This is a genomic window from Pseudomonas sp. LF020 (genome assembly GCF_053456425.1).
Map to the genome: position 1 here is coordinate 257,360 of NZ_JBRFIX010000009.1, position 19,219 is coordinate 276,578.

Annotated in this window: 18 protein-coding genes; 3 read left to right on the forward strand and 15 right to left on the reverse strand. The window is 60.3% G+C overall.

Features of this window, described 5'->3' with window-relative positions; all coding sequences use genetic code 11:
- Positions 1-41 precede the first annotated feature (41 nt).
- A complete protein-coding gene (locus ACU680_RS21730) occupies positions 42-257 on the forward strand; it encodes a hypothetical protein (RefSeq protein ID WP_064382081.1) in 216 nt (71 codons plus the stop codon).
- Positions 258-263: 6 nt separating this feature from the next.
- Here the strand turns inward: ACU680_RS21730 and yacG are convergent, their stop codons facing one another.
- Genes yacG through pilB form a run of 5 tightly spaced genes read right to left on the reverse strand, consistent with a single transcriptional unit; the run spans position 264 to position 4,875 of the window.
- Positions 264-464, reverse strand: a complete 201-nt coding sequence (yacG, locus tag ACU680_RS21735) for a DNA gyrase inhibitor YacG (RefSeq protein ID WP_007963861.1) — start codon at positions 462-464, stop codon at positions 264-266.
- Positions 461-1,084, reverse strand: a complete 624-nt coding sequence (coaE, locus tag ACU680_RS21740; protein WP_448180475.1) for a dephospho-CoA kinase — start codon at positions 1,082-1,084, stop codon at positions 461-463. Before coaE ends, yacG begins: the two co-directional genes overlap by 4 nt.
- Positions 1,081-1,953 carry a prepilin peptidase gene (locus tag ACU680_RS21745; protein WP_448180476.1) on the reverse strand — a complete coding sequence of 291 codons (873 nt, stop codon included), beginning with the start codon at positions 1,951-1,953 and terminating at the stop codon, positions 1,081-1,083. The genes coaE and ACU680_RS21745 overlap by 4 nt, the downstream gene beginning before the upstream one ends.
- Position 1,954: 1 nt before the next feature.
- A complete protein-coding gene (locus ACU680_RS21750; protein ID WP_448180477.1) occupies positions 1,955-3,172 on the reverse strand; it encodes a type II secretion system F family protein in 1,218 nt (405 codons plus the stop codon).
- A gap of 2 nt (positions 3,173-3,174) precedes the next feature.
- Positions 3,175-4,875 carry a type IV-A pilus assembly ATPase PilB gene (pilB, locus tag ACU680_RS21755; RefSeq protein WP_448180478.1) on the reverse strand — a complete coding sequence of 567 codons (1,701 nt, stop codon included), beginning with the start codon at positions 4,873-4,875 and terminating at the stop codon, positions 3,175-3,177.
- A gap of 226 nt (positions 4,876-5,101) precedes the next feature.
- On the opposite strand from pilB, the gene ACU680_RS21760 reads away from it, so the two are divergent.
- Entirely contained in the window at positions 5,102-5,539 is a 438-nt protein-coding gene (locus ACU680_RS21760) for a pilin (RefSeq protein ID WP_367085753.1), read from the forward strand.
- Positions 5,540-5,835: 296 nt separating this feature from the next.
- Positions 5,836-6,192, forward strand: coding sequence for a BON domain-containing protein (locus tag ACU680_RS21765; RefSeq protein ID WP_367085752.1), 357 nt, complete (start codon positions 5,836-5,838; stop codon positions 6,190-6,192).
- Positions 6,193-6,454: 262 nt separating this feature from the next.
- Here ACU680_RS21765 and ACU680_RS21770 read toward each other — a convergent pair whose 3' ends face one another.
- The 10 genes from ACU680_RS21770 to folK form a co-directional block, all read right to left on the reverse strand.
- On the reverse strand, positions 6,455-6,751 hold the full coding sequence (locus tag ACU680_RS21770) for a DUF2845 domain-containing protein (protein ID WP_448180510.1): 297 nt from the start codon (positions 6,749-6,751) through the stop codon (positions 6,455-6,457).
- A complete protein-coding gene (locus tag ACU680_RS21775) occupies positions 6,751-9,699 on the reverse strand; it encodes a DUF748 domain-containing protein (protein ID WP_448180479.1) in 2,949 nt (982 codons plus the stop codon). Before ACU680_RS21775 ends, ACU680_RS21770 begins: the two co-directional genes overlap by 1 nt.
- 220 nt (positions 9,700-9,919) lie before the next feature.
- Positions 9,920-10,936: a class I SAM-dependent rRNA methyltransferase gene (locus ACU680_RS21780; RefSeq protein WP_448180480.1), complete on the reverse strand. Its 1,017-nt coding sequence runs from the start codon at positions 10,934-10,936 to the stop codon at positions 9,920-9,922.
- 183 nt (positions 10,937-11,119) lie between these two features.
- A complete protein-coding gene (locus ACU680_RS21785) occupies positions 11,120-11,992 on the reverse strand; it encodes an oxygenase MpaB family protein (RefSeq protein ID WP_448180481.1) in 873 nt (290 codons plus the stop codon).
- 51 nt (positions 11,993-12,043) lie between these two features.
- Positions 12,044-13,981 (reverse strand): acetate--CoA ligase, encoded by a 1,938-nt coding sequence (gene acs, locus ACU680_RS21790; protein ID WP_448180482.1) that lies wholly within the window; start codon positions 13,979-13,981, stop codon positions 12,044-12,046.
- Positions 13,982-14,246: 265 nt separating this feature from the next.
- A complete protein-coding gene (pgi, locus tag ACU680_RS21795) occupies positions 14,247-15,911 on the reverse strand; it encodes a glucose-6-phosphate isomerase (RefSeq protein ID WP_027614102.1) in 1,665 nt (554 codons plus the stop codon).
- 230 nt (positions 15,912-16,141) lie between these two features.
- Positions 16,142-16,522 carry an aspartate 1-decarboxylase gene (gene panD / locus ACU680_RS21800; protein WP_003228271.1) on the reverse strand — a complete coding sequence of 127 codons (381 nt, stop codon included), beginning with the start codon at positions 16,520-16,522 and terminating at the stop codon, positions 16,142-16,144.
- A gap of 150 nt (positions 16,523-16,672) precedes the next feature.
- Positions 16,673-17,533 carry a pantoate--beta-alanine ligase gene (gene panC, locus ACU680_RS21805; protein WP_448180483.1) on the reverse strand — a complete coding sequence of 287 codons (861 nt, stop codon included), beginning with the start codon at positions 17,531-17,533 and terminating at the stop codon, positions 16,673-16,675.
- Positions 17,530-18,330 carry a 3-methyl-2-oxobutanoate hydroxymethyltransferase gene (gene panB, locus ACU680_RS21810; protein WP_400763930.1) on the reverse strand — a complete coding sequence of 267 codons (801 nt, stop codon included), beginning with the start codon at positions 18,328-18,330 and terminating at the stop codon, positions 17,530-17,532. Before panB ends, panC begins: the two co-directional genes overlap by 4 nt.
- Before the next feature lie 402 nt (positions 18,331-18,732).
- Positions 18,733-19,218 carry a 2-amino-4-hydroxy-6-hydroxymethyldihydropteridine diphosphokinase gene (folK, locus tag ACU680_RS21815; protein ID WP_448180484.1) on the reverse strand — a complete coding sequence of 162 codons (486 nt, stop codon included), beginning with the start codon at positions 19,216-19,218 and terminating at the stop codon, positions 18,733-18,735.
- Position 19,219: the final 1 nt, after the last annotated feature.

Below are 19,219 nucleotides of genomic sequence, written 5' to 3' on the forward strand. Positions count from 1 at the left end.
CGGCATTTCATGCTCGGCAAAATTCCTTCAGGAGCAGCGGCATGAGTGTGTACGAGTGGGCAAGACAGGAAACGCGACAGAGTCTTGAGATGGCACAGGAGGTCGGCTTCGATCCGGGCCTGAGTTTGCGCGCCTTGCTCAGCGCGGTGGTGCAGCAGAGCAAGACGGTGCGCAACGCCGAAGACCTGGCCGACGAGTTGCGCTTTCTCGCGGAAAACCTCGACGACGATCAGGACTACGGCTTCATGCGGCCCTGATCGCGATCAGTGACGCGGGTCGAAATCGCCGGAGAACATTTCGTCTTCGGCATCCGGGGCGACCGGAATCTTGTGCTCTTCGGACGCCCAGGCGCCAAGGTCGATCAGCTTGCAGCGATCGGAGCAGAATGGGCGGAATTTGTTCTCTGGGGTGAATTCCACGGGGGCGCCGCAGGTTGGGCAGTCAACGGTTGGGATTGGGCTCATGCTTGGCCTCCGGATAAAGTCAGGTAAAAGTGATGCAGGCGCTCGACTTCGCTGTGCAGCCAGGCGAGGTCGCGATCGTTGACCACCACATCGTCTGCACGACTCACGCGATCCTCGCGGCTCGACTGGGCCTTGAGGATCGCCTGGACCTGCTGTTCGCTGGTCTGGTCGCGCTGCAAGGTGCGTTCGATCTGCAGTTGTTGCGGGGCGTCGATCACCAGGATGCGCTGGGTCATCGCGTATTGCCCGGATTCGATCAGCAGCGGCGACACCAGAATCGCATAAGGCGATTTTGCCAGCGCCAGATGGTGAGCGATTTCCTCGGCGATCAATGGATGCAGCAGGGCTTCGAGCCAGCGGCGTTCCTCCGGCACTTCAAAGATCAATTTGCGCAGGACCGCACGGTCCAGCGTGCCATCGGCTTGCAGGACGCCGGGCCCGAAGTGTTCGGCAATCTTCGCCAGTGCCGGACGCCCCGGCTCGACCACCCAGCGCGCTGCGTGATCGGCGTCGACCACATGGATCCCGAGATCGATGAAGTGCTGGGCAGCGGCGCTTTTACCACTGCCGATGCCGCCGGTCAGGCCGAGAATCCAGGGTTTTTCCACAGGGGTATTCATTTCAAACCGACAAACTGCCAATAGAAGTCGGTTATTTGACCACCCCAGAGCAAGGCAATCCAGCCGGCAATTGCCAGATACGGCCCGAAGGGCATCGGCGTCGAGGTTTTCTGCTCACGCAGACGCAGCAGAATCACCCCGACAATCGCCCCCACCAGCGACGACAGCAGGATCGTCAGCGGCAAAATCTGCCAGCCGCCCCAAGCCCCGAGCAGTGCCAGCAGCTTGAAATCACCATGGCCGATGCCGTCCTTGCCGGTCAGCAGCTTGAACAGCCAGAACACCGACCACAGCGCCATGTAGCCGGCCACCGCACCCCACAACGCCGCGTGCAGCGAGACGAACAGCCCGAAACTGTTGACGATCAGCCCCAGCCACAACAACGGCAACACCAGCACATCGGGCAGCAGTTGATGTTCGGTGTCGATCAGGCTCATCGCCAGCAGCCCCCAGGTAAGGACGATCAACAGGCCGGCCGGCCAGCCGAAACCCAGATGCCAGGCGACGAATGCCGAAAGCAGGCCGCAGGCCAGTTCGGTCAGGGGATAACGTTTGCTGATCGGTGCGGCACACGCGGAGCAGCGCCCTCGCAGAAGCAGATAGCTGAGCAGCGGAATGTTTTCCCACGCCCGAATCCGGTGGCCGCAGTGTGGGCACTGGGAGTGCGGCAGCATCAGGTTGTAGGTCGGCAGTGGGGTTTCGCTCGGCAGGCCGAGGACGTCTTGGGCCTGCTGGCGCCAATCGCGCTCGAGCATTTTTGGCAGGCGCCAGACCAGTACGTTGAGGAAACTGCCGACCACCAGACCCAACAGCAGGGCGGTGCACACAAAGGCCAGCGGATACAGACTGAAGAGTTCGTCGATAGGCATGTCAGATCGCTGAGCCGAGTTGGAAGATCGGCAGGTACATGGCCACGACCAGCCCGCCGACGATGACCCCGAGCACCACCATGACGAACGGCTCCATCAGGCTGGTGAGGTTGTCGACCATGTTATCCACTTCCTCTTCATAAAAACCGGCGACCTTGTCGAGCATGTCGTCCAGCGCACCCGACTCCTCACCGATGGCGGTCATCTGCACCGCCATGTTGGGGAAGACGCCGGTGCTGCGCATCGAGAAATTCAGCTGCATGCCGGTGGCGACGTCCTGGCGGATACGCAGCACCGCGCGTTTGAACACCACGTTGCCCGTGGCGCCTGCCACCGAATCCAGTGCCTCCACCAATGGCACGCCTGCGGCGAAGGTGGTCGACAGGGTGCGGGCGAATCGTGCCACCGCCGATTTGTACATCAGCGTCCCCACCAGCGGCAGTTTCAGCAGCCAGGTGTCTTTGCGGTCGCGCAGGGCCTGGGATTTCTTCAGCGCATGACGGATGCCGAACACCGCTGCAATCAGTGCTCCAAGCACCGCCCACCACCATTGCTGCATGAACTCCGAGATACTGATTACCATCAGGGTAAAGGCCGGCAGTTCAGCACCGAAACCGGAAAATACCGACTGAAACTGCGGCACCACTTTTACCAGCAGAATCCCGGTAACGACCATTGCCACCAGCACCACCGCGCTGGGATAGGTCAGGGCTTTCTTGATCTTGGCCTTGAGTGCTTCGCTTTTTTCCTTATAGGTCGCGACCCGTTCGAGCAACGTATCGAGGGCGCCGGATTGCTCGCCGGCATCCACCAGGTTGCAATACAGCTCATCGAAAAACTGCGGCTTCTTGCGCAGGGCCGCAGCGAAGCTGTTGCCGGCGGCCACTTCCTGCTTCACCTCGTCTACCAGTTTGCGCATCGCCGGGTTGTCGAAGCCTTCGCCAATGATGTCGAACGACTGCAGCAGCGGTACGCCGGCCTTCATCATGGTTGCCATCTGCCGCGTGAACAGGGCGATGTCCTGGGCCTTGATACGTTTGCCGAGGCTGAGCAGGGAGGTAGATTTCTTGCGCACCTTGCCCGGGTTGATCCCCTGTTTGCGTAGCTGGGCCTTGATCAGCGCGGGGTTCTGCCCGCTCAGCTCGCCCGTGACCTTGCTGCCTTTGCGATCCGTGCCTTCCCAGGCGTAGATACTGATTTTCGCTGCCTTGACCGCCATGTTCAGTCCTTGGTGACCCGGTTGATTTCTTCCAGGCTGGTGATGCCTTGCATGGCCTTGTGCAGGCCGGAGGTGCGCAGGTCGTCGAAGCCGTCGCGACGCATCTGGCTGTCGATTTCCAGCGAGTTGCCTTCGGCCATGATCAGCCGTTGCAGCTCGGGGGTGTTCTTCACCACTTCATAAATCCCCACGCGGCCCTTGTAGCCACCGTTACAGTGATCGCAACCGACCGGCTCATAGATCGTGAAACTGCCGATCTGTTCCGGCGGGAAACCTTCCCTGATCAATGTCTCGCGAGGGATTTCGATCGGTTTCTTGCAGTGGCTGCACAGCTTGCGCGCCAGGCGCTGGGCAATGATCAGGCTGACCGAGGTGGCGATGTTGAACCCGGGAATGCCCATGTTGTGCAGACGGGTCAGGGTTTCGGCGGCGCTGTTGGTGTGCAGCGTGGACAGCACCAGGTGGCCGGTCTGTGCGGCCTTGATCGCGATCTCGGCGGTTTCCAGGTCGCGGATCTCGCCGACCATGATCACGTCCGGGTCCTGCCGCAGAAACGAACGTAGGGCCTGAGCAAAATCCAGCCCCTGTTTCGGATTGACGTTGACCTGGTTGATGCCTTCCATGTTGATTTCCACCGGGTCTTCGGCGGTGGAAATGTTGATGTCGACGGTGTTGAGGATATTCAGGCCGGTGTACAGCGAAACAGTTTTCCCCGACCCCGTAGGCCCGGTTACCAGAATCATGCCCTGCGGCTGCTTGAGCGCGGCCATGTACAGTTCTTTCTGCGCCGGCTCGTAACCCAATGCATCGATGCCGATCTGTGCGCTGGACGGGTCGAGAATCCGGATCACCACTTTTTCGCCCCACAGGGTCGGCAAGGTGTTGACCCGGAAGTCGATGGACTTGGTCTTCGACAGGCGCATCTTGATTCGCCCGTCCTGCGGTTTGCGCCGTTCCGAGATATCCAGACTGGCCATGACTTTCAGGCGTGCGGCGATCCGTCCGGCCAACTGGATCGGCGGTTTGGCCACCTCGCGCAGGATGCCGTCGGTGCGCACCCGCACCCTGAAGTTTTTTTCGTAAGGTTCGAAGTGCAGGTCGGAAGAGCCACTCTTGATCGCGTCGAGCAGCATCTTGTGCACGAAGCGCACGACCGGCGCGTCGTCGGCGTCGAGGCCGCCAATGGCGTCCTGGCGGCTGTCGTCGACGGACTCGACATCCACGCCGTCGAGATCGACGTCGGCCATGTCTTCGAGACCACTGGCGTGAGTGTCGAAGAATTTCTCGATGGCCTCGGTGAGCTTGTCGTCCTCCACCAGAATGGCTTCGGTGCTCAGCCCGGTGCTGAACTGAATGTCATTGATCGCCTGATGATTGCTCGGATCGGAAATACCCACGAACAGTTTGTTGCCACGCCGCCACAAGGGCAGGGCGTGGTGCTGGCGCACCAGTTTTTCACTGACCAGGCCTTTGGGCTGGGTTTCCTTGTCGAGGCAATTGAGGTCCATGAAGGCCATGCCGAAATGCTCGGAAGCGATCTCGGCCACCTGTGAGCTCTTCACCAGTTTGTTCTGCACCAGGTAGCTGACCAGCGACAGCCGATTGCGCTGCGCCTGTTGCCAGGCCTGCTGGGCGCTTTTTTCCGTAAGCAGTTCGGCTTGTACCAATTGCTTGGCCAGACCGCTCAGAGCGATGTCATTCATGGGGATTCCGGATGCTGACAGTTCATGACTTATAGCCTAGTCAAGTGACAGCGCCAAACACGCCCGGTACAGGTGACAAAAAGTGTCAGATAGTGCGGTTGCAGGTTGTAGGAACTGACATCGCACACGCTTTGCGCCCAATGGACGGGGCCTGGAAGGCATTGGCATGGCCTATGCTGCGTCCCTTTCAGATCATGAGATTTCGACTCATGCATGGAGCGTGTCTATGAAAAAACAACAAGGTTTCACTCTGATCGAGCTGCTGATCGTCGTCGCGATCATCGGCATCCTGGCAACCATCGCCTTGCCGCAGTATTCGAAGTATCAGGCGCGGTCAAAAGTGACCGCGGGGCTGGCGGAGATCAGTGCGATGAAGGTGCCGTTCGAGGACACCATCAATCAAGGTACCGCTCCGGATATAAACGCTGTGAATGGCGGTACAGCCACCACCTCCAACTGTACGGTCTCGGTTACAGGCACAGCGGCGACGGGGGCGGGCAGCATCAGCTGTACGCTGCTCAACGCTCCGGGTCCGGTACTGGGCAAAACCATCACGCTCACTCGTTCGGGCGCTGCTACGGGTAATACCTCTGGCGTGTGGACCTGTGCCACTACTGTTAACGCGGATTATTCGCCAAAAGGCTGTACCGCCAGCGGTACTTGATCGCTAGCGCGTGATGTACGAATGCCCTGCCACGCAGGGCATTTTTCTTTATTCGGTGAAAATAAAAGTCTCAATAATTTCAGCGCCTTAGGAACTTTCCAAAAAACCGCAACTTGCAAGTGAATATTCCCCGAATCATGCATTTTGCATGAATCCGGAATTTTCCATTATCTGTAAGATGTTGATTTATATAGCTTTTGTATCTTTTAAAAAGTTGGCACAACGTTCGCAACTACCTCGGTAACCCTGCTGACAAGTAATCCAGCAGACTTTCCAGAAAAACAGGAGTTACTCGTATGAAGAAGTTCGCTATCACTGCCGCTGCTGCTACCGCGCTGACCCTGACCATGGCTTCCGGTGCCTTTGCACAAACCACCCAGGCTACTCAGGCTCCAATGACTCTGGCTGCTGGTGAAATGACCAAGGCTAAAGAAGCTACTTCCGATACCTGGATCACTACCAAAGTCAAAAGCGACCTGGTAACCGAAAAAGGCATTCCTGGTACCGACATCAAAGTCGAAACCAACAAAGGTGTGGTTTCCCTGTCTTCTGACGTCGCTGTCACCGAAGCTCAGAAAACCACCGCGGTGAACATCACCAAGAAAATCAAAGGCGTCAAAGCGGTTTCCGCTGACGGCCTGAAAGCCGAGTAAGGCATGACTTCTCGCCTGGACCGGGAGAAGACGCGACAGACGGGCCGAGCAATACGTCTGCCGCAACTTTAGAGTTCATGCGAACGGTCACACGGATGTGACCATTACAGGCCCCGACACAAGTGCCGGGGCTTGTTCTATTTCAGGGGCACCACAAAACAATTGTAGGAGTGAGCCTGCTCGCGATAGCGGTGTGTCAGATGGAGAAATCTGCTGACTGACACACCGCTATCGCGAGCAGGCTCACTCCTACAGGGGGGAATTAATTACCGCGCTTGCTGTTGATCTGCCGCAGGCGATTGCCTTCAAAGCGCAGGTACTGATACATGCCGTTACTCGGGCCGTAGGTCCATTCCTCGACCTGAAACTCTTCGCGGCGGTTGGCGCTGCGCTTGTAGCCGAGGGCATCGCGGTTGACCGGTTCGCCACACTTCTGCAGCACTTCACTGGCGCGGTCGCCGAGACTGACCAACTGGCTGCCACAACGCAGCGTGTCAGAGGCCTGAGCCGGGCTGGCGGCGAGCAGCAGTGTCAGCGCAACCAGCCACTTGTGGTTCATCATTCGGCGTCCAGGTGCATTTGCGTCACGACCCGGCCATCGCTTTCGGCCTCGCCAAGGTTGGCGTCGATGAAGTACACCCGGTCATCCGCCAACTGGCCTTTGTCGACCAGATAGTCCTTGATGCTGCTGGCGCGTTCCTGACCCAACTGCCGCAGCAGCACATCGCTGGAACTCCAGAACTTGATCACACCATCACGCATTTTTGCCGTGCGTTCTTCCTTGCCCAGATCTTTCCATTCGGCCGGTGGCTGAGTTTTCAGACGGGTACGGTAGATGCCTTCAAGCAGCGGGCCTTTCTCGCTCTCCGGCACTTGCAGCAGGGACGCTTGCGCCGGCACCTTGTCGCCCCGACGCTGGAGCATCTTGTAGTAGTTGTACTGGTATTCGCGCTCCAGACGCTGTTCGGCGATCAACGGACCGTCGCTGCTCTGTGCGGCAGTTCCTTCGATTTCCAGACGCAGGGCTGGACGTTCCTTGAGGGCCTTGGACAGTTTGTCCAGCGCCGACTCGGCGTCCTTGCTCAGGTCACTGGAGCCCGCAGCAAAGGACACGGTACCGAGGTCCTCGGAGCCGCCACCGTTGATCAGCCCGCCAATCATCTTGAACGGTGCGGCGGCGGCCTTGACGATCAGGTTGCGCAGGGTCTGCCAGACAATCGGCATCACGCTGAACTGCGGGTTGTTGAGGTCGCCGGTCACCGGCAGCTCGATGGAGATCTTGCCATCGACGTCCTTGAGCAGGGCAATCGCCAGTTTCAACGGCAAGCTCACGGCATCCGGGCTGTCGACTTTCTCACCGAGTTGCAGTTGCTCGACCACCACTTTGTTTTCAGCCTTCAACTGGCCCTTGGTGATCAGGTAATGCAGGTCGAGGTTGAGCCGGCCCTTGCGGATGCGGTAACCGGCGAACTTGCCGGAATACGGCGTCAGTGTGGTTAGTTCGACGCGTTTGAAACTGGTGGCGATGTCGAGGCTGGCCATCGGGTCGAACGGGTTGACCGCGCCTTTGATGGTCACCGGTGCATAACGGTCGACCTTGCCCTTGATGTCGACGCTGGCCGGTTTCGCCTGACGGCTGTCGATGGTGCCGATCTGACCGTTGAGCTGTTGAATCGCGGTGGCGAAGTTCGGCGTCAGGCTGAAGTCGGCGAAGTTGGCCGAACCGTCGTTGATCGCAATCGCGCCGATGTGAATGCCCAGCGGCTTGTCCTTGCTGGCCGGTTTCGCCGCGGCGGTTTTTGCACCGCTGTCGGCGGGCTGCGGGATCAGCAGGTCGTCGATGTTGGTGGTGCGGTCATCGTTGATCATGAATCGGGCGTACGGCTGGAACAGATTGACCTTGTCGATCGACAGGCTGTCACCGTGCTGGTAGTTCAGGCCTTCGACCACCACTTGCTGCCACTTGAGGAAGTCGCGGGTTTTCAGGGTATCGAGGGTGTGCAGTTGATCGATCTGCGCGCGCCCTGTCACGCCGAGTGCCAGGGGGGCGGTGCTCTTGAGGTTGACCTTGAGGTCACTGCCGAGCATGCCGCTGCGCAGCTCCAGGCGAATGAACGGATTGATGTAGGACTGTGCGACACGCAGGTCGATGTCCTGGGTTTTCACATTGAGTTGGGCGGTGACCGGCGCGAGGTTGACCACCCCGTCGGCGTTGATCTTGCCTTGTTTGCCCAGACCGCTGTCGAGCCTGACCTTGAAAGGCGAGCCGTTGAGGCTGTCGAAATCCTGCAGGTCGATATTCAGCGGGGTGACATCCAGTGCCACGGGCGGGTTGGCCGAACGGTCGGCGAGATGCACGGTGTAGTTGCGCAGTTGTACGTCTTTGAGCAGCACTTGCCAGGGCTTGCTCGGCGCCGCCGGTTCTTTCGGCGAGTCGGCGGCGGCCGGAGTGGTCTTGGGTTCGGCGGCGGCCTTGGCGGCAGGTTTTGATGGCTGGCTGGCGAACAGTTTCTGCCAGTCGAGCTGGCCGTCGGCTTCGAGCGCGGCCCAGGTTTCCAGTTTGTTGCTGCGAATCTTGCCGACTACTACTTGCTGTTTGGCCAGGTCCAGCGAGGTTTCGCTGACGTCCAGTCGTTCAAGTTTCGCCAATTGGCGTCCGTCCGGCGCCTTGATCGCGAACGGCGCGACACTCACTGCGATGTTGTTCAGCAGCAGCTCGGTTTCTTTCGACAGATTGAGTTTGTATTCGGTGCTGAGATTGATCACACCGTCTTCGAGCACCAGCGGCACGGCGTCACGCACGTAGGGCCAGAACGACTTCATCTTGCCGTCGGTGACTTTCAGTGTGCCTTCGGAGGTGAACGGGATCAGGCTGAAGTTGCCCTTCCAGTCGATCTGCCCACCGGCCGGGCCGGCAGCCACCAGGGTCATGTCGGCATTGTCTTCGGGCAGCGTGCTGAGGTTTTTCAGCTCGAAATCGAGCTTGTCGTAGAGAAACTCGATGGGCTCGCTCGGCCGGGCGTCCTGGAAATGCACGTTGCCGCCGGCCAGTTGAATGCGGTCGATGCGCAGCGGGAACGGCTTGGCATTCGGATCGGCCGGGGTCGGTTCGCTGGCGGGAATCTTGAACAGGCCCAGCAGATTGAGCTGGCCGTCCTTGGCGAAGAGGATTTCGGTCTTGGGCTTGTCCAGCTCGATATCAGCCAGGTGCAGCGCCTTGGTCCACAGGCTGTCGAGTTGCAGATTGGCGTACAGCCGCTCGAAGCCGACTTGCTCCTTGCCCGGCTCACCGACGACCAGCCCCCACAGGGTAACTTCCAGGCTGAACGGATTGAGTTCGATGCGCTGGATATGCGCAGGCACCGTGGCATAGTTCGCCAGTTGCTGGTTGGCGATACGCAGGGCGATGCCCGGCAAAATCAGAAACCCCAGCAGGCTGTAGAGGGCCAGAGCAGTCAACAAGGCGCCAATCGCGCGAATCAATCCTTTGGGCATGTGCGGCTTCATCTGTCTGAATCGGAGTGCCTTGGAGTATGGCACGCGATTCTGGTTCCGAAGTACATCGTGGGGGGCAGGATTGTTCAGATTGTTCTGTAGGACCAAGACACTGTGGGAGCGAGCTTGCTCGCGAAAGCGGTGGATCAGTCGAGAAATATGCTGACTGACACGCCGCCTTCGCGAGCAAGCTCGCTCCCACATTGGATGGTTGCCAGTCCCGCAGGGGGGGTTACAGCTGCAGGATCAGGGTTTTCAGCGGTGGCTGCTGATCCAGCGACGGGAAGTCCGCGCCCGGGGTCATTACGCTCCATTCGCGCACCGGTCGCCCGGCCTTCTCGGCACAACGCAGTACCTGTTCACGCCAGTCGTCCATGCTGACTTTTGCCAGGTTGTTGCAGCAGATCAGCACGCCGTTGTCGGCGGTGGTCAGCAGCGCCGGTTTGAGCAGGCTCTGATAGTCGCGCAACAGGTCGACGGTGCCGAATGCACTCTTGGCCCAGGCCGGCGGGTCAAGCAGCACCAGATCGTATTGGCGCTGTTCGAGGCGCTGGTAGCTCGGCAGTTTCTGCCCGCGCCGCTGGCTGATCGGCAGCCCGGCGAGCTGACGGATCGCCGGGAAATAATCGGACTGGATAAATTGCATCTCGGGCAATTGCGGGTTGAGCTGACCGTTTTCTCGACCGACCGCCAGATTGCCTTCAGCGAAATCCAGATTGCACACCTCACGCGCACCACCGGCGGCGGCACTCAGGCCGACGCCACAGGTGTAGGCAAAGAGGTTGAGCACACTTTTACCCTTGGCGTGATCCTTGACCCAGCCGCGCGTGTTGCGCAGGTCGAGGAACAGCAGCGGATCCTGCCCGGCATGCCGCCCGCGCACGCGATAGTTCAGGCCCCATTCGTGGCCGACCAGATCCGCCAGCGCGGCGTCATCGGCTTTGTACACACTGTCTTCGCGATCGATGCGCGAGTTGCCCCGGGAGCGGTCGTTGTAGACCAGCAGGGTTTCAAAGCCCAGGGTCTGATTGACCATGGTGTGCAGTTGCAGCAGGTCGTCACGCTCCAGCGTCTGATGAAAACTTTGCACCAGCAATTGCGGGCCATAGCGGTCGACGGTCAGACCACCGGCGCCTTCCTGGCTGCCGTGGAACAGCCGATAACAATCGGTGCCCTGGCTGTGCAGCTCAGCGAGCAGATCCTGGCGTTTATCGAGGGCGGCGCGCAGCGCCTGATTCAAGGAAGACATGCGTGCGCCTTGCTGGTGAGAATTGAGGCGCGGGAGTTTAGCAGTTACCGATGCCCTGAGACATCGCGCAGTCTGTGGCGAGGGAGCTTGCTCACGCTGGGTTGCGCAGCGACCCTCGAAAGGTTGCGAGCGCTTCGCACTCGAGCGGGAGCACGCTCCCTCGCCACGGGTTTTGTGTATGGATCAGGTGAGCACTCCCATCCGCCGCTTGGCCCGTTGCACCGAACCGTTACGCATCGCCCAGCGCAGCATCGGCGCGCTGCGCTTGACGCTGGCGCGAATCAACTGGCGCTGCAGCGGATTCTGACGGACACCGAACATGTCGCTGGCCCAATCCGGCAGCAGATCGATGCCGGCCTTCATCATCAAATCGCCAAAGGGGCGCGCCAGAACACTCGGTGCCGGGGCGTCGAGCAGCAGGCGCAGGACTTCACGGCTGCGCTCATCACAGAGCAGCTGCGGGCGCATGCGTTGCAGATAGTCGGCCACGGCCTGCCGCGATTTCGGCACCTCCCGCGCACCCAGGCGCTCGGCGACCACGGCGATTTCCGCGTAGTAGCGATCCTGATCCGCCGCCGACAATTGCGGATTGCGGTAACGCAGATGCGCCGCAAGAAAGTGACTGACCTCGGCTACATGCACCCAGGTCAGCAGGTCCGGATCGCTGGCCGCGTAAGGCCGGCCATCCGGCGCAGTGCCGACCACCTGCAGGTGAATGGTGCGCACTTTTTCGATCAGCCATTCGGCGTCGCGGCGCGAGCCAAACGTGGTGCCGGAGACAAACTGGCTGGTGCGGCGCAAGCGGCCGAGCATGTCCTGACGAAAATTCGAATGATCCCAGACCCCGGCCAGCGCCAGTGGATGCAGGGCTTGCAGCAACAGCGCGCTGATACCGCCGATCAGCATGCTGCTGAAATCGCCATGTACCTGCCAACTGACCGAGTCCGGCCCGAACAGCCCGGGATCGCCCTTGGGGTTTTCCAGGTCGAGTTGACCGAGGGACAGCCCGGTCAGGCTCATGAGTTGATTTTCGATACGGCTGCGGATGAATTCCATGACAACTCATTGGTGGTGGACGGGCGCGGCCGGTTGACCGCGCCACGGACGTTACTGATTGAGGCGCTTGTCGATCAAACCCTGCACCACGCTCGGGTCGGCCAGGGTCGAGGTGTCGCCGAGGCTGTCGAGTTCGTTGCAGGCGATCTTGCGCAGGATCCGCCGCATGATCTTGCCTGAACGGGTTTTCGGCAAGGCCGGCGCCCATTGGATCAGGTCCGGTTTGGCGAAGCTGCCGATTTCCTTGCTGACGTGGGCCAGCAGTTCTTTCTTCAGATCGTCGCTCGGCTCGACGCCGTTCATGGGGGTGACGAAGGCATAGATGCCCTGGCCTTTGACGTCGTGCGGGTAACCGACCACGGCGGCTTCGGCGATGCTGTCGTGCAGCACCAGCGCGCTTTCCACTTCGGCGGTGCCAATGCGGTGGCCGGAGACGTTGATCACGTCGTCGATGCGCCCGGTGATCCAGTAATCGCCGTCCTCGTCGCGGCGTGCGCCGTCACCGGTGAAGTAATAGCCGGGGTAGGGTTTGAAATAGGTGTCGACCATCCGTTGCGGGTCGCCGTAGACGCTGCGGATCTGCGCCGGCCAACTCGACTTGATCGCCAGCACGCCGCTGCCGGCGCCTTTGATTTCCTTGCCGTGTTCATCGAGCAGCACCGGTTGCACGCCGAACATCGGTTGCGTGGCGCAGCCCGGTTTGATCCGTTGCGCGCTGACCAACGGGCTGAGCATGATGCCGCCGGTTTCGGTCTGCCACCAAGTATCGACAATCGGGCAGCGCTGCTCGCCGACCACGTTGAAATACCATTCCCACGCCTCCGGGTTGATCGGCTCACCGACACTGCCGAGTAATCTGAGGCTGGCGCGCGACGTTTCCTTCAACGGTTCGGCACCTTCGCGCATCAGCGCGCGCAGGGCCGTCGGCGCGGTGTAGAAGATGTTGACGTGGTGTTTGTCGATCACCTGCCAGAAGCGCGAAGTGCTCGGATAGCTCGGCACGCCTTCGAAGATCAGCGTGGTCGCGCCGTTGGCCAGCGGGCCATAGACGATGTAACTATGGCCGGTGACCCAGCCGACGTCGGCGGTGCACCAGAACACTTCGCCGTCGCGGTAATCGAGCACGTACTTGAAGGTCATCGCCGCCTGCAGCAGGTAGCCGCCGGTGGTGTGCAGCACGCCTTTGGGTTTGCCGGTGCTGCCGGAGGTGTAAAGGATAAACAGCGGATCCTCGGCGTCCATCGGCTCTGGCGGGCAGTCATCGCTGACGTCGCGCACGGCCTGGTGATACCAGAGGTCGCGGCCCTCGACCCAGTCGACCTTGCCCTGAGTGCGTTCGACGACGATGACGGTGCTGACATCCGGGCAACTTTGCAGCGCCTTGTCGACGTTGTGCTTGAGCGGGACGAACTTGCCACCGCGCACGCCTTCATCGGCGGTGATCACCGTGCGGCAGTCGGCGTCGAGGATGCGGTCGCGCAAGGAGTCCGGGGAGAAGCCGCCGAACACCACCGAGTGAATCGCACCGATTCGCGCGCAGGCGAGCATGGCGTAGGCCGCCTCGGGAATCATCGGCATGTAGATGCACACCCGGTCGCCTTTTTTCACCCCACGGCTTTTCAACACATTGGCCAGGCGGCAGACGTGATGGTGAAGTTTTTTGTAAGTGATCTGTGCCGATTCGGCAGGGTCGTCGCCTTCCCAGAGAATCGCGGTCTGCTCGCCGCGCTGGGCAAGGTGACGGTCGATGCAGTTGTAACTGACGTTCAGTTGGCCGCCGGCAAACCAGGACGCTTCACCGGTTTTCAGGTCGTAGCGCTGGACGGTCTGCCACGGGGTGCTCCAGTCGAGGAAGCGCGTGGCCTGTTCGGCCCAGAAGGTGCTGGGGTGTTCAATCGATTCGCGGTACAGGCGCTTATAGTCGTCCTGACTCAACTGCGCAGCCCGGCGGACGGCATCGGCTTTGGGGAACGTGCTGATATCGAACATGACGGTTCCTTATTCTTGTTGTGCGAAGAATAAAGATGCGCCGAGAGGGCCAAGGGTTCAAGCCGCATCAGGAATCTGATGGCTGGTATTGAATTCAGGTGTACGCAAAACAACTGTAGGAGTGAGCCTGCTCGCGATAGCGGTGTGTCAGTCAACATCAATGCTTAAAGACATACCGCTATCGCGAGCAGGCTCACTCCTACAAGGGAATTTGCTTGCCCACAGGATTCTGGTTGATCCAAATCCTGTGGGTTTTGCTTTCAAATCATCCGCGGTGACGACCGCGGAAGTAGTTGATCAGGCCCTGGGTGGAGGCATCGTCAGCGACGGTTTCATCGCTGCCGACCAGACGGTTGTAAACGCCCTTGCCCAATTCCTTGCCCAGTTCCACGCCCCACTGGTCGAAGGCGTTGATGCCCCAGACCACGCTCTGCACGAACACTTTGTGCTCGTACATGGCGACCAGCGCGCCGAGACGCCGCGGGCTGATGCGCTCGACCACGATGGTGTTGCTCGGACGGTTGCCCGGGATCACCTTGTGCGGTGCGAGTTTGTGCACCTGCTCTTCGCTCATGCCTTTTTCGCGCAGTTCGGCTTCGGCTTCCGGCAGGGTCTTGCCGAGCATCAGCGCCTGGCTCTGCGACAGGCAGTTGGCGTACAGCCACTGATGGTGGTCGGAGACCGGGTTGAAGCTGACGATCGGCACGATGAAATCGGCCGGGATCAGTTGGGTGCCCTGGTGCAGCAACTGGTGATAGGCGTGCTGACCGTTGCAGCCGACGCCGCCCCAGATCACCGGGCCAGTATCGGTCGACACCGAAGTGCCGTCCTGGCGCACGCTCTTGCCGTTGGATTCCATATCTAGCTGTTGCAAATGTTTGGTGATGTTACGCAGGTAGTGGTCGTACGGCAGGATCGCGTGGCTTTGCGCGCCCCAGAAGTTGCCGTACCAGACGCCGAGCAGGGCCAGCAGTACCGGCATGTTCTGTTCGAACGGCGCGCTCTGGAAATGCTGGTCCATGGTGTAGGCACCGGACAGCAGTTCCTTGAAGTTGGACATGCCGATAGCCAGGGCAATCGGCAGACCGATGGCCGACCACAGCGAGTAACGACCGCCGACCCAGTCCCACATCGGGAAGATGTTTTCTTCACGGATACCGAACGCGACTGCCGCAGCGTTGTTGCTCGATACCGCGATGAAGTGGCGATACAGCTCGGCTTCGGAACCGCCCTGAGCCAGGTACCAGGCGCGTGCGGCCTGAGCGTTCTTCAGGGTTTCGAGGGTGTTGAAGGATTTCGACGAAACGATGAACAGCGTGGTTTCGGCGCGCAGCTTTTGCGTCAGTTCGTGGAACTCACTGCCGTCTATGTTCGCCAGGTAGTGGCAACGCACGCCTTTCTGCGCGTAGGACAACAGCGCTTCGGAGACCAGCTCCGGGCCGAGGAACGAACCACCGATGCCGATGTTGACCACGTCAGTGATCGGCTTCTCGGTGTAACCACGCCACAGACCGTCGTGGATGCGGCCGACCAGATCGGTGATCTGGTTCAGTACCTTGTGCACTTCCGGCATCACGTTGACGCCGTTGACCGACAGCTTGTCGCCCACCGGGCGGCGCAGGGCGGTGTGCAGTGCCGGGCGGCCTTCGGAGGCGTTGACGATTTCGCCGTCGAACAGCGCTTTGATCGCGCCTTTCAGATCGACTTCATTGGCCAGGCCCACCAGCAGGTTGCGGGTCTCGGCGTTGATCAGGTTCTTCGAATAATCGAGAAACAGGCCGCAGCTGCTGAGCGTGAATTGATTGAAGCGCTGCGGATCGGCGTTGAAGGCTTCGCGCATGCTGAAATCCTGCATGGCTTGGCGGTGATCTTTCAACGCTTGCCAGGCAGGCAGAGCGGTAACGTCATGAGGAGTGCGGTAGTACGCCATCGCTGCGGTTTTCCTTTTTACTTGAACGGCCTTTTGAACACAGAACAGACCGATACGCCATGTTTGGGCGAGGGTCAAATGCGTCGACACGATTTTTCAACGCAGGGCGAATACAGTAAACCTCGCGCTGCGATCTGTCTTGACTTCTTCTGACCTGTTCCCTGTACTTTTTTAACATCAATACCGGGAACGGGCCGACCAACGGAAGGGGAGTGACGCGTCGAGGCGGCTCAGGCCACCTGAACCGGAATGGCGTTGCTGGTGTGGCTGAGCTCATTGCCCGGCGCCATGTACAGCATGCGCGGCTTGAAATTGAGCAGTTCCGCTTCGCTGTAATGGGCGTAGGCGCAAATGATCACGCGGTCACCGACCTTGGCTTTATGCGCGGCTGCGCCGTTGACCGAAATCATCCGCGAACCTTCTTCGCCACGAATCGCGTAGGTGGTGAAGCGCTCGCCATTGTCGACGTTATAGATCTGGATCTGCTCGTACTCACGGATGCCGGACAAGTCCAGCCATTCGCCATCGATGGCGCAGGAACCTTCGTAATCGAGGACCGCGTGAGTGACTTCGGCGCGGTGCAGCTTGGCCTTGAGCATGATGGCGTGCATGAGGGATTTCCCGGGTTGGAAACAAACGGCGGGCAGTGTGCCCGAAGGCTTTGGGGGCGGCAATACAACGCAAAAGATCGCAGCCTGCGGCAGCTCCTACATGGACTCATGTGTAGGAGCTGCCGCAGGCTGCGATCTTTTGATCTTGCTTTAAACGGGGGTATCGAGGTTCAGATGCAGGTTGTCGATCAACCGCGTGGTGCCGAGGAACGCCGCCACGAGAATCACCAGATCGCGGTCTTCTGCCGTCGCCGGACGCAAGGTCAGGGCGTGGCGAATTTCCAGGTAATCCGGACGCAGGCCGGCGGCTTCCAGCTGTCGCACTTGGGCGGCGATCAGCGCCGGGTAGTCGCGCTCACCTTGCTTGATCGACTCGGCAATCGTGCTCAGGGTGCGATAGACCACCGGGGCGACCGCACGTTGATCTTCGCTGAGGAAGCCATTACGCGACGACAGCGCCAGGCCGTCGGCCGCACGCACAGTCGGTTCGCCGATGATCTGGATCGGCATGTTCAGGTCATGCACCAGCGCGCGGATCACCGCCAGTTGCTGGAAATCCTTCTGGCCGAAGATCGCCAGATCCGGCTGGACCATGTTGAACAGCTTGCTGACCACCGTTGCCACACCTTCGAAGTGCCCCGGACGGCTGGCGCCACAGAGGCCTTCAGACAGTTGCGGCACGCTGACCCGGGTCTGCCCGGCCATGCCGTCGGGGTACATCTCTTCGACGGTCGGAGCGAACAGCAAATGACAGCCGGCTTGCAGCAGTTTTTCCTGATCTGCCGCCAGGGTGCGCGGGTACTTGTCGAGGTCTTCGCCGGCGCCGAACTGCAGCGGGTTGACGAAAATGCTCGCGACCACGAAATCCACGCGCTGAGTGGCTTTGGTGATCAGCGCGATATGGCCGCTGTGCAGGTTGCCCATGGTCGGCACGAAGCCGATGCGCTTGCCTTCACTGCGGGCGCGGGCCACGGCGGCGCGCAATTCGCGTACGGTTTTGACAGTGTTCATGCAGAGAATCCGTGTTCGATCCCAGGGAAAGTAACGCCTTTGACTTCGTTGACGTAGGCCTTCAGTGCGGACTGGATGCTGTCCTGACCCTGCATGAAGTTCTTGACGAATTTCGGTACGCGGCCGGTGATCGACAGGCCGAGCATGTCGTGCAACACCAGTACCTGACCGTCGGTCTCGCTACCGGCGCCGATGCCGATGACCGGAATCTTCACGGCCTGGCTGATTTCGGCGGCCAGTTCGCTCGGCACGCATTCGAGCAGCAGCATGGCTGCGCCAGCCTGCTCCAGCGAGATCGCGTCGGCACGCATCTGCCGCGCCTGGTTCTCGTTGCGGCCCTGCACTTTATAGCCGCCAAGAATGTTCACGGCCTGTGGAGTCAGGCCCATGTGCGCGCAGACCGGCACACCGCGTTCGGCCAGCAGGCGGATCGACTCCGCCAGCCACAGCGCGCCTTCGACCTTGATCATGTGCGCGCCGGCCTGCATCAGCGTGGCGCTGTTGGTCAGGGTTTGTTCGATAGTGGCGTTGGCCATGAACGGCAGGTCAGCCAGGATCAGGGCGTCGGTGTTGCCGCGTTTGACGCAGGCGGTGTGATAGGCCATTTCTGCGGTGGTCACCGGCAAGGTGCTGTCGTGCCCTTGCAGAACCATGCCGAGGGAGTCGCCCACCAGCAGCACTTCGACACCGGCCTCGTTGCAGGCGTGGGCGAAGGTCGCGTCATAGCAGGTCAGCATGGTGATCTTTTCACCTTTCTGCTTGAGGCTCTGGAGCGTGGTCAGGGTGATGGCTGGCATGTAAAAAATCCTCGTTCAGGCGCTCTGGAAACTACTGCGAGTAACGCGCGTGATTCTTCGTCTACTCAGGCGCACGCTCTTTTGTCGTGCTTATAAGGCCTGGATTGCGCCCGTATGTGCCGGGTTGGCGGCAGCGGGACGCCTATAGTCGTGAGGAGAACCTAGGAAGTCAATTGCGTGTGTTACCGCATTGTTACGAGGGGAGTGTTACCGGCGTTACTGATGCGATTCAGCGCTGCGGCAGGGCTGATTGGCGGGTTTTTTGTCCGACAAAAATGGCAATGCTGCACGCTCTCTGGTGTAGGAGCTGCCGAAGGCTGCGATCTTTTGATCTTACTCTTGATTCTAAAAAACCAAGGTCAAAAGATCGCAGCCTTCGGCAGCTCCTACAGGGGATTTTTGTCAGGCTTGGGGAAGGCGTTCGAGGCCGACGAACGGGCAGGCGGCGAGCAGGTCGGGCAGGGTGCGGCCATCGGCGAGACGCAAATCCTGCGGGGCCAGTTCGGCCAGAGGATAGAGCACGAACGCACGTTCCTGAATCTGGTAGTGCGGGACTTTCAGACGCGGTACGTCGATCAGGCGGTCACCGAACAACAGGATGTCCAGATCGAGCGTGCGCGGGCCCCAGCGTTCGAGGCGTTCGCGGCCCTGATCGTTCTCGATGGCTTGCAGCGCATCGAGCAAGTCCAGCGGCGCGAGGTCGCTGTCGAGGGCAGCAACTGCGTTGGTGTAACGCGGTTGCCCCGGCAGCAGCGAGTCGCTCTGATAGAACGCCGAAACACCGGCGAGGGCGGTTTGCGGCAATTGCTCCAGCGCGTCGAGCGCGCTGCGCAATTGTTCGGCCGGGTCAGCGAGGTTGCTGCCCAGGCCGATATAGATGCGCTCCATG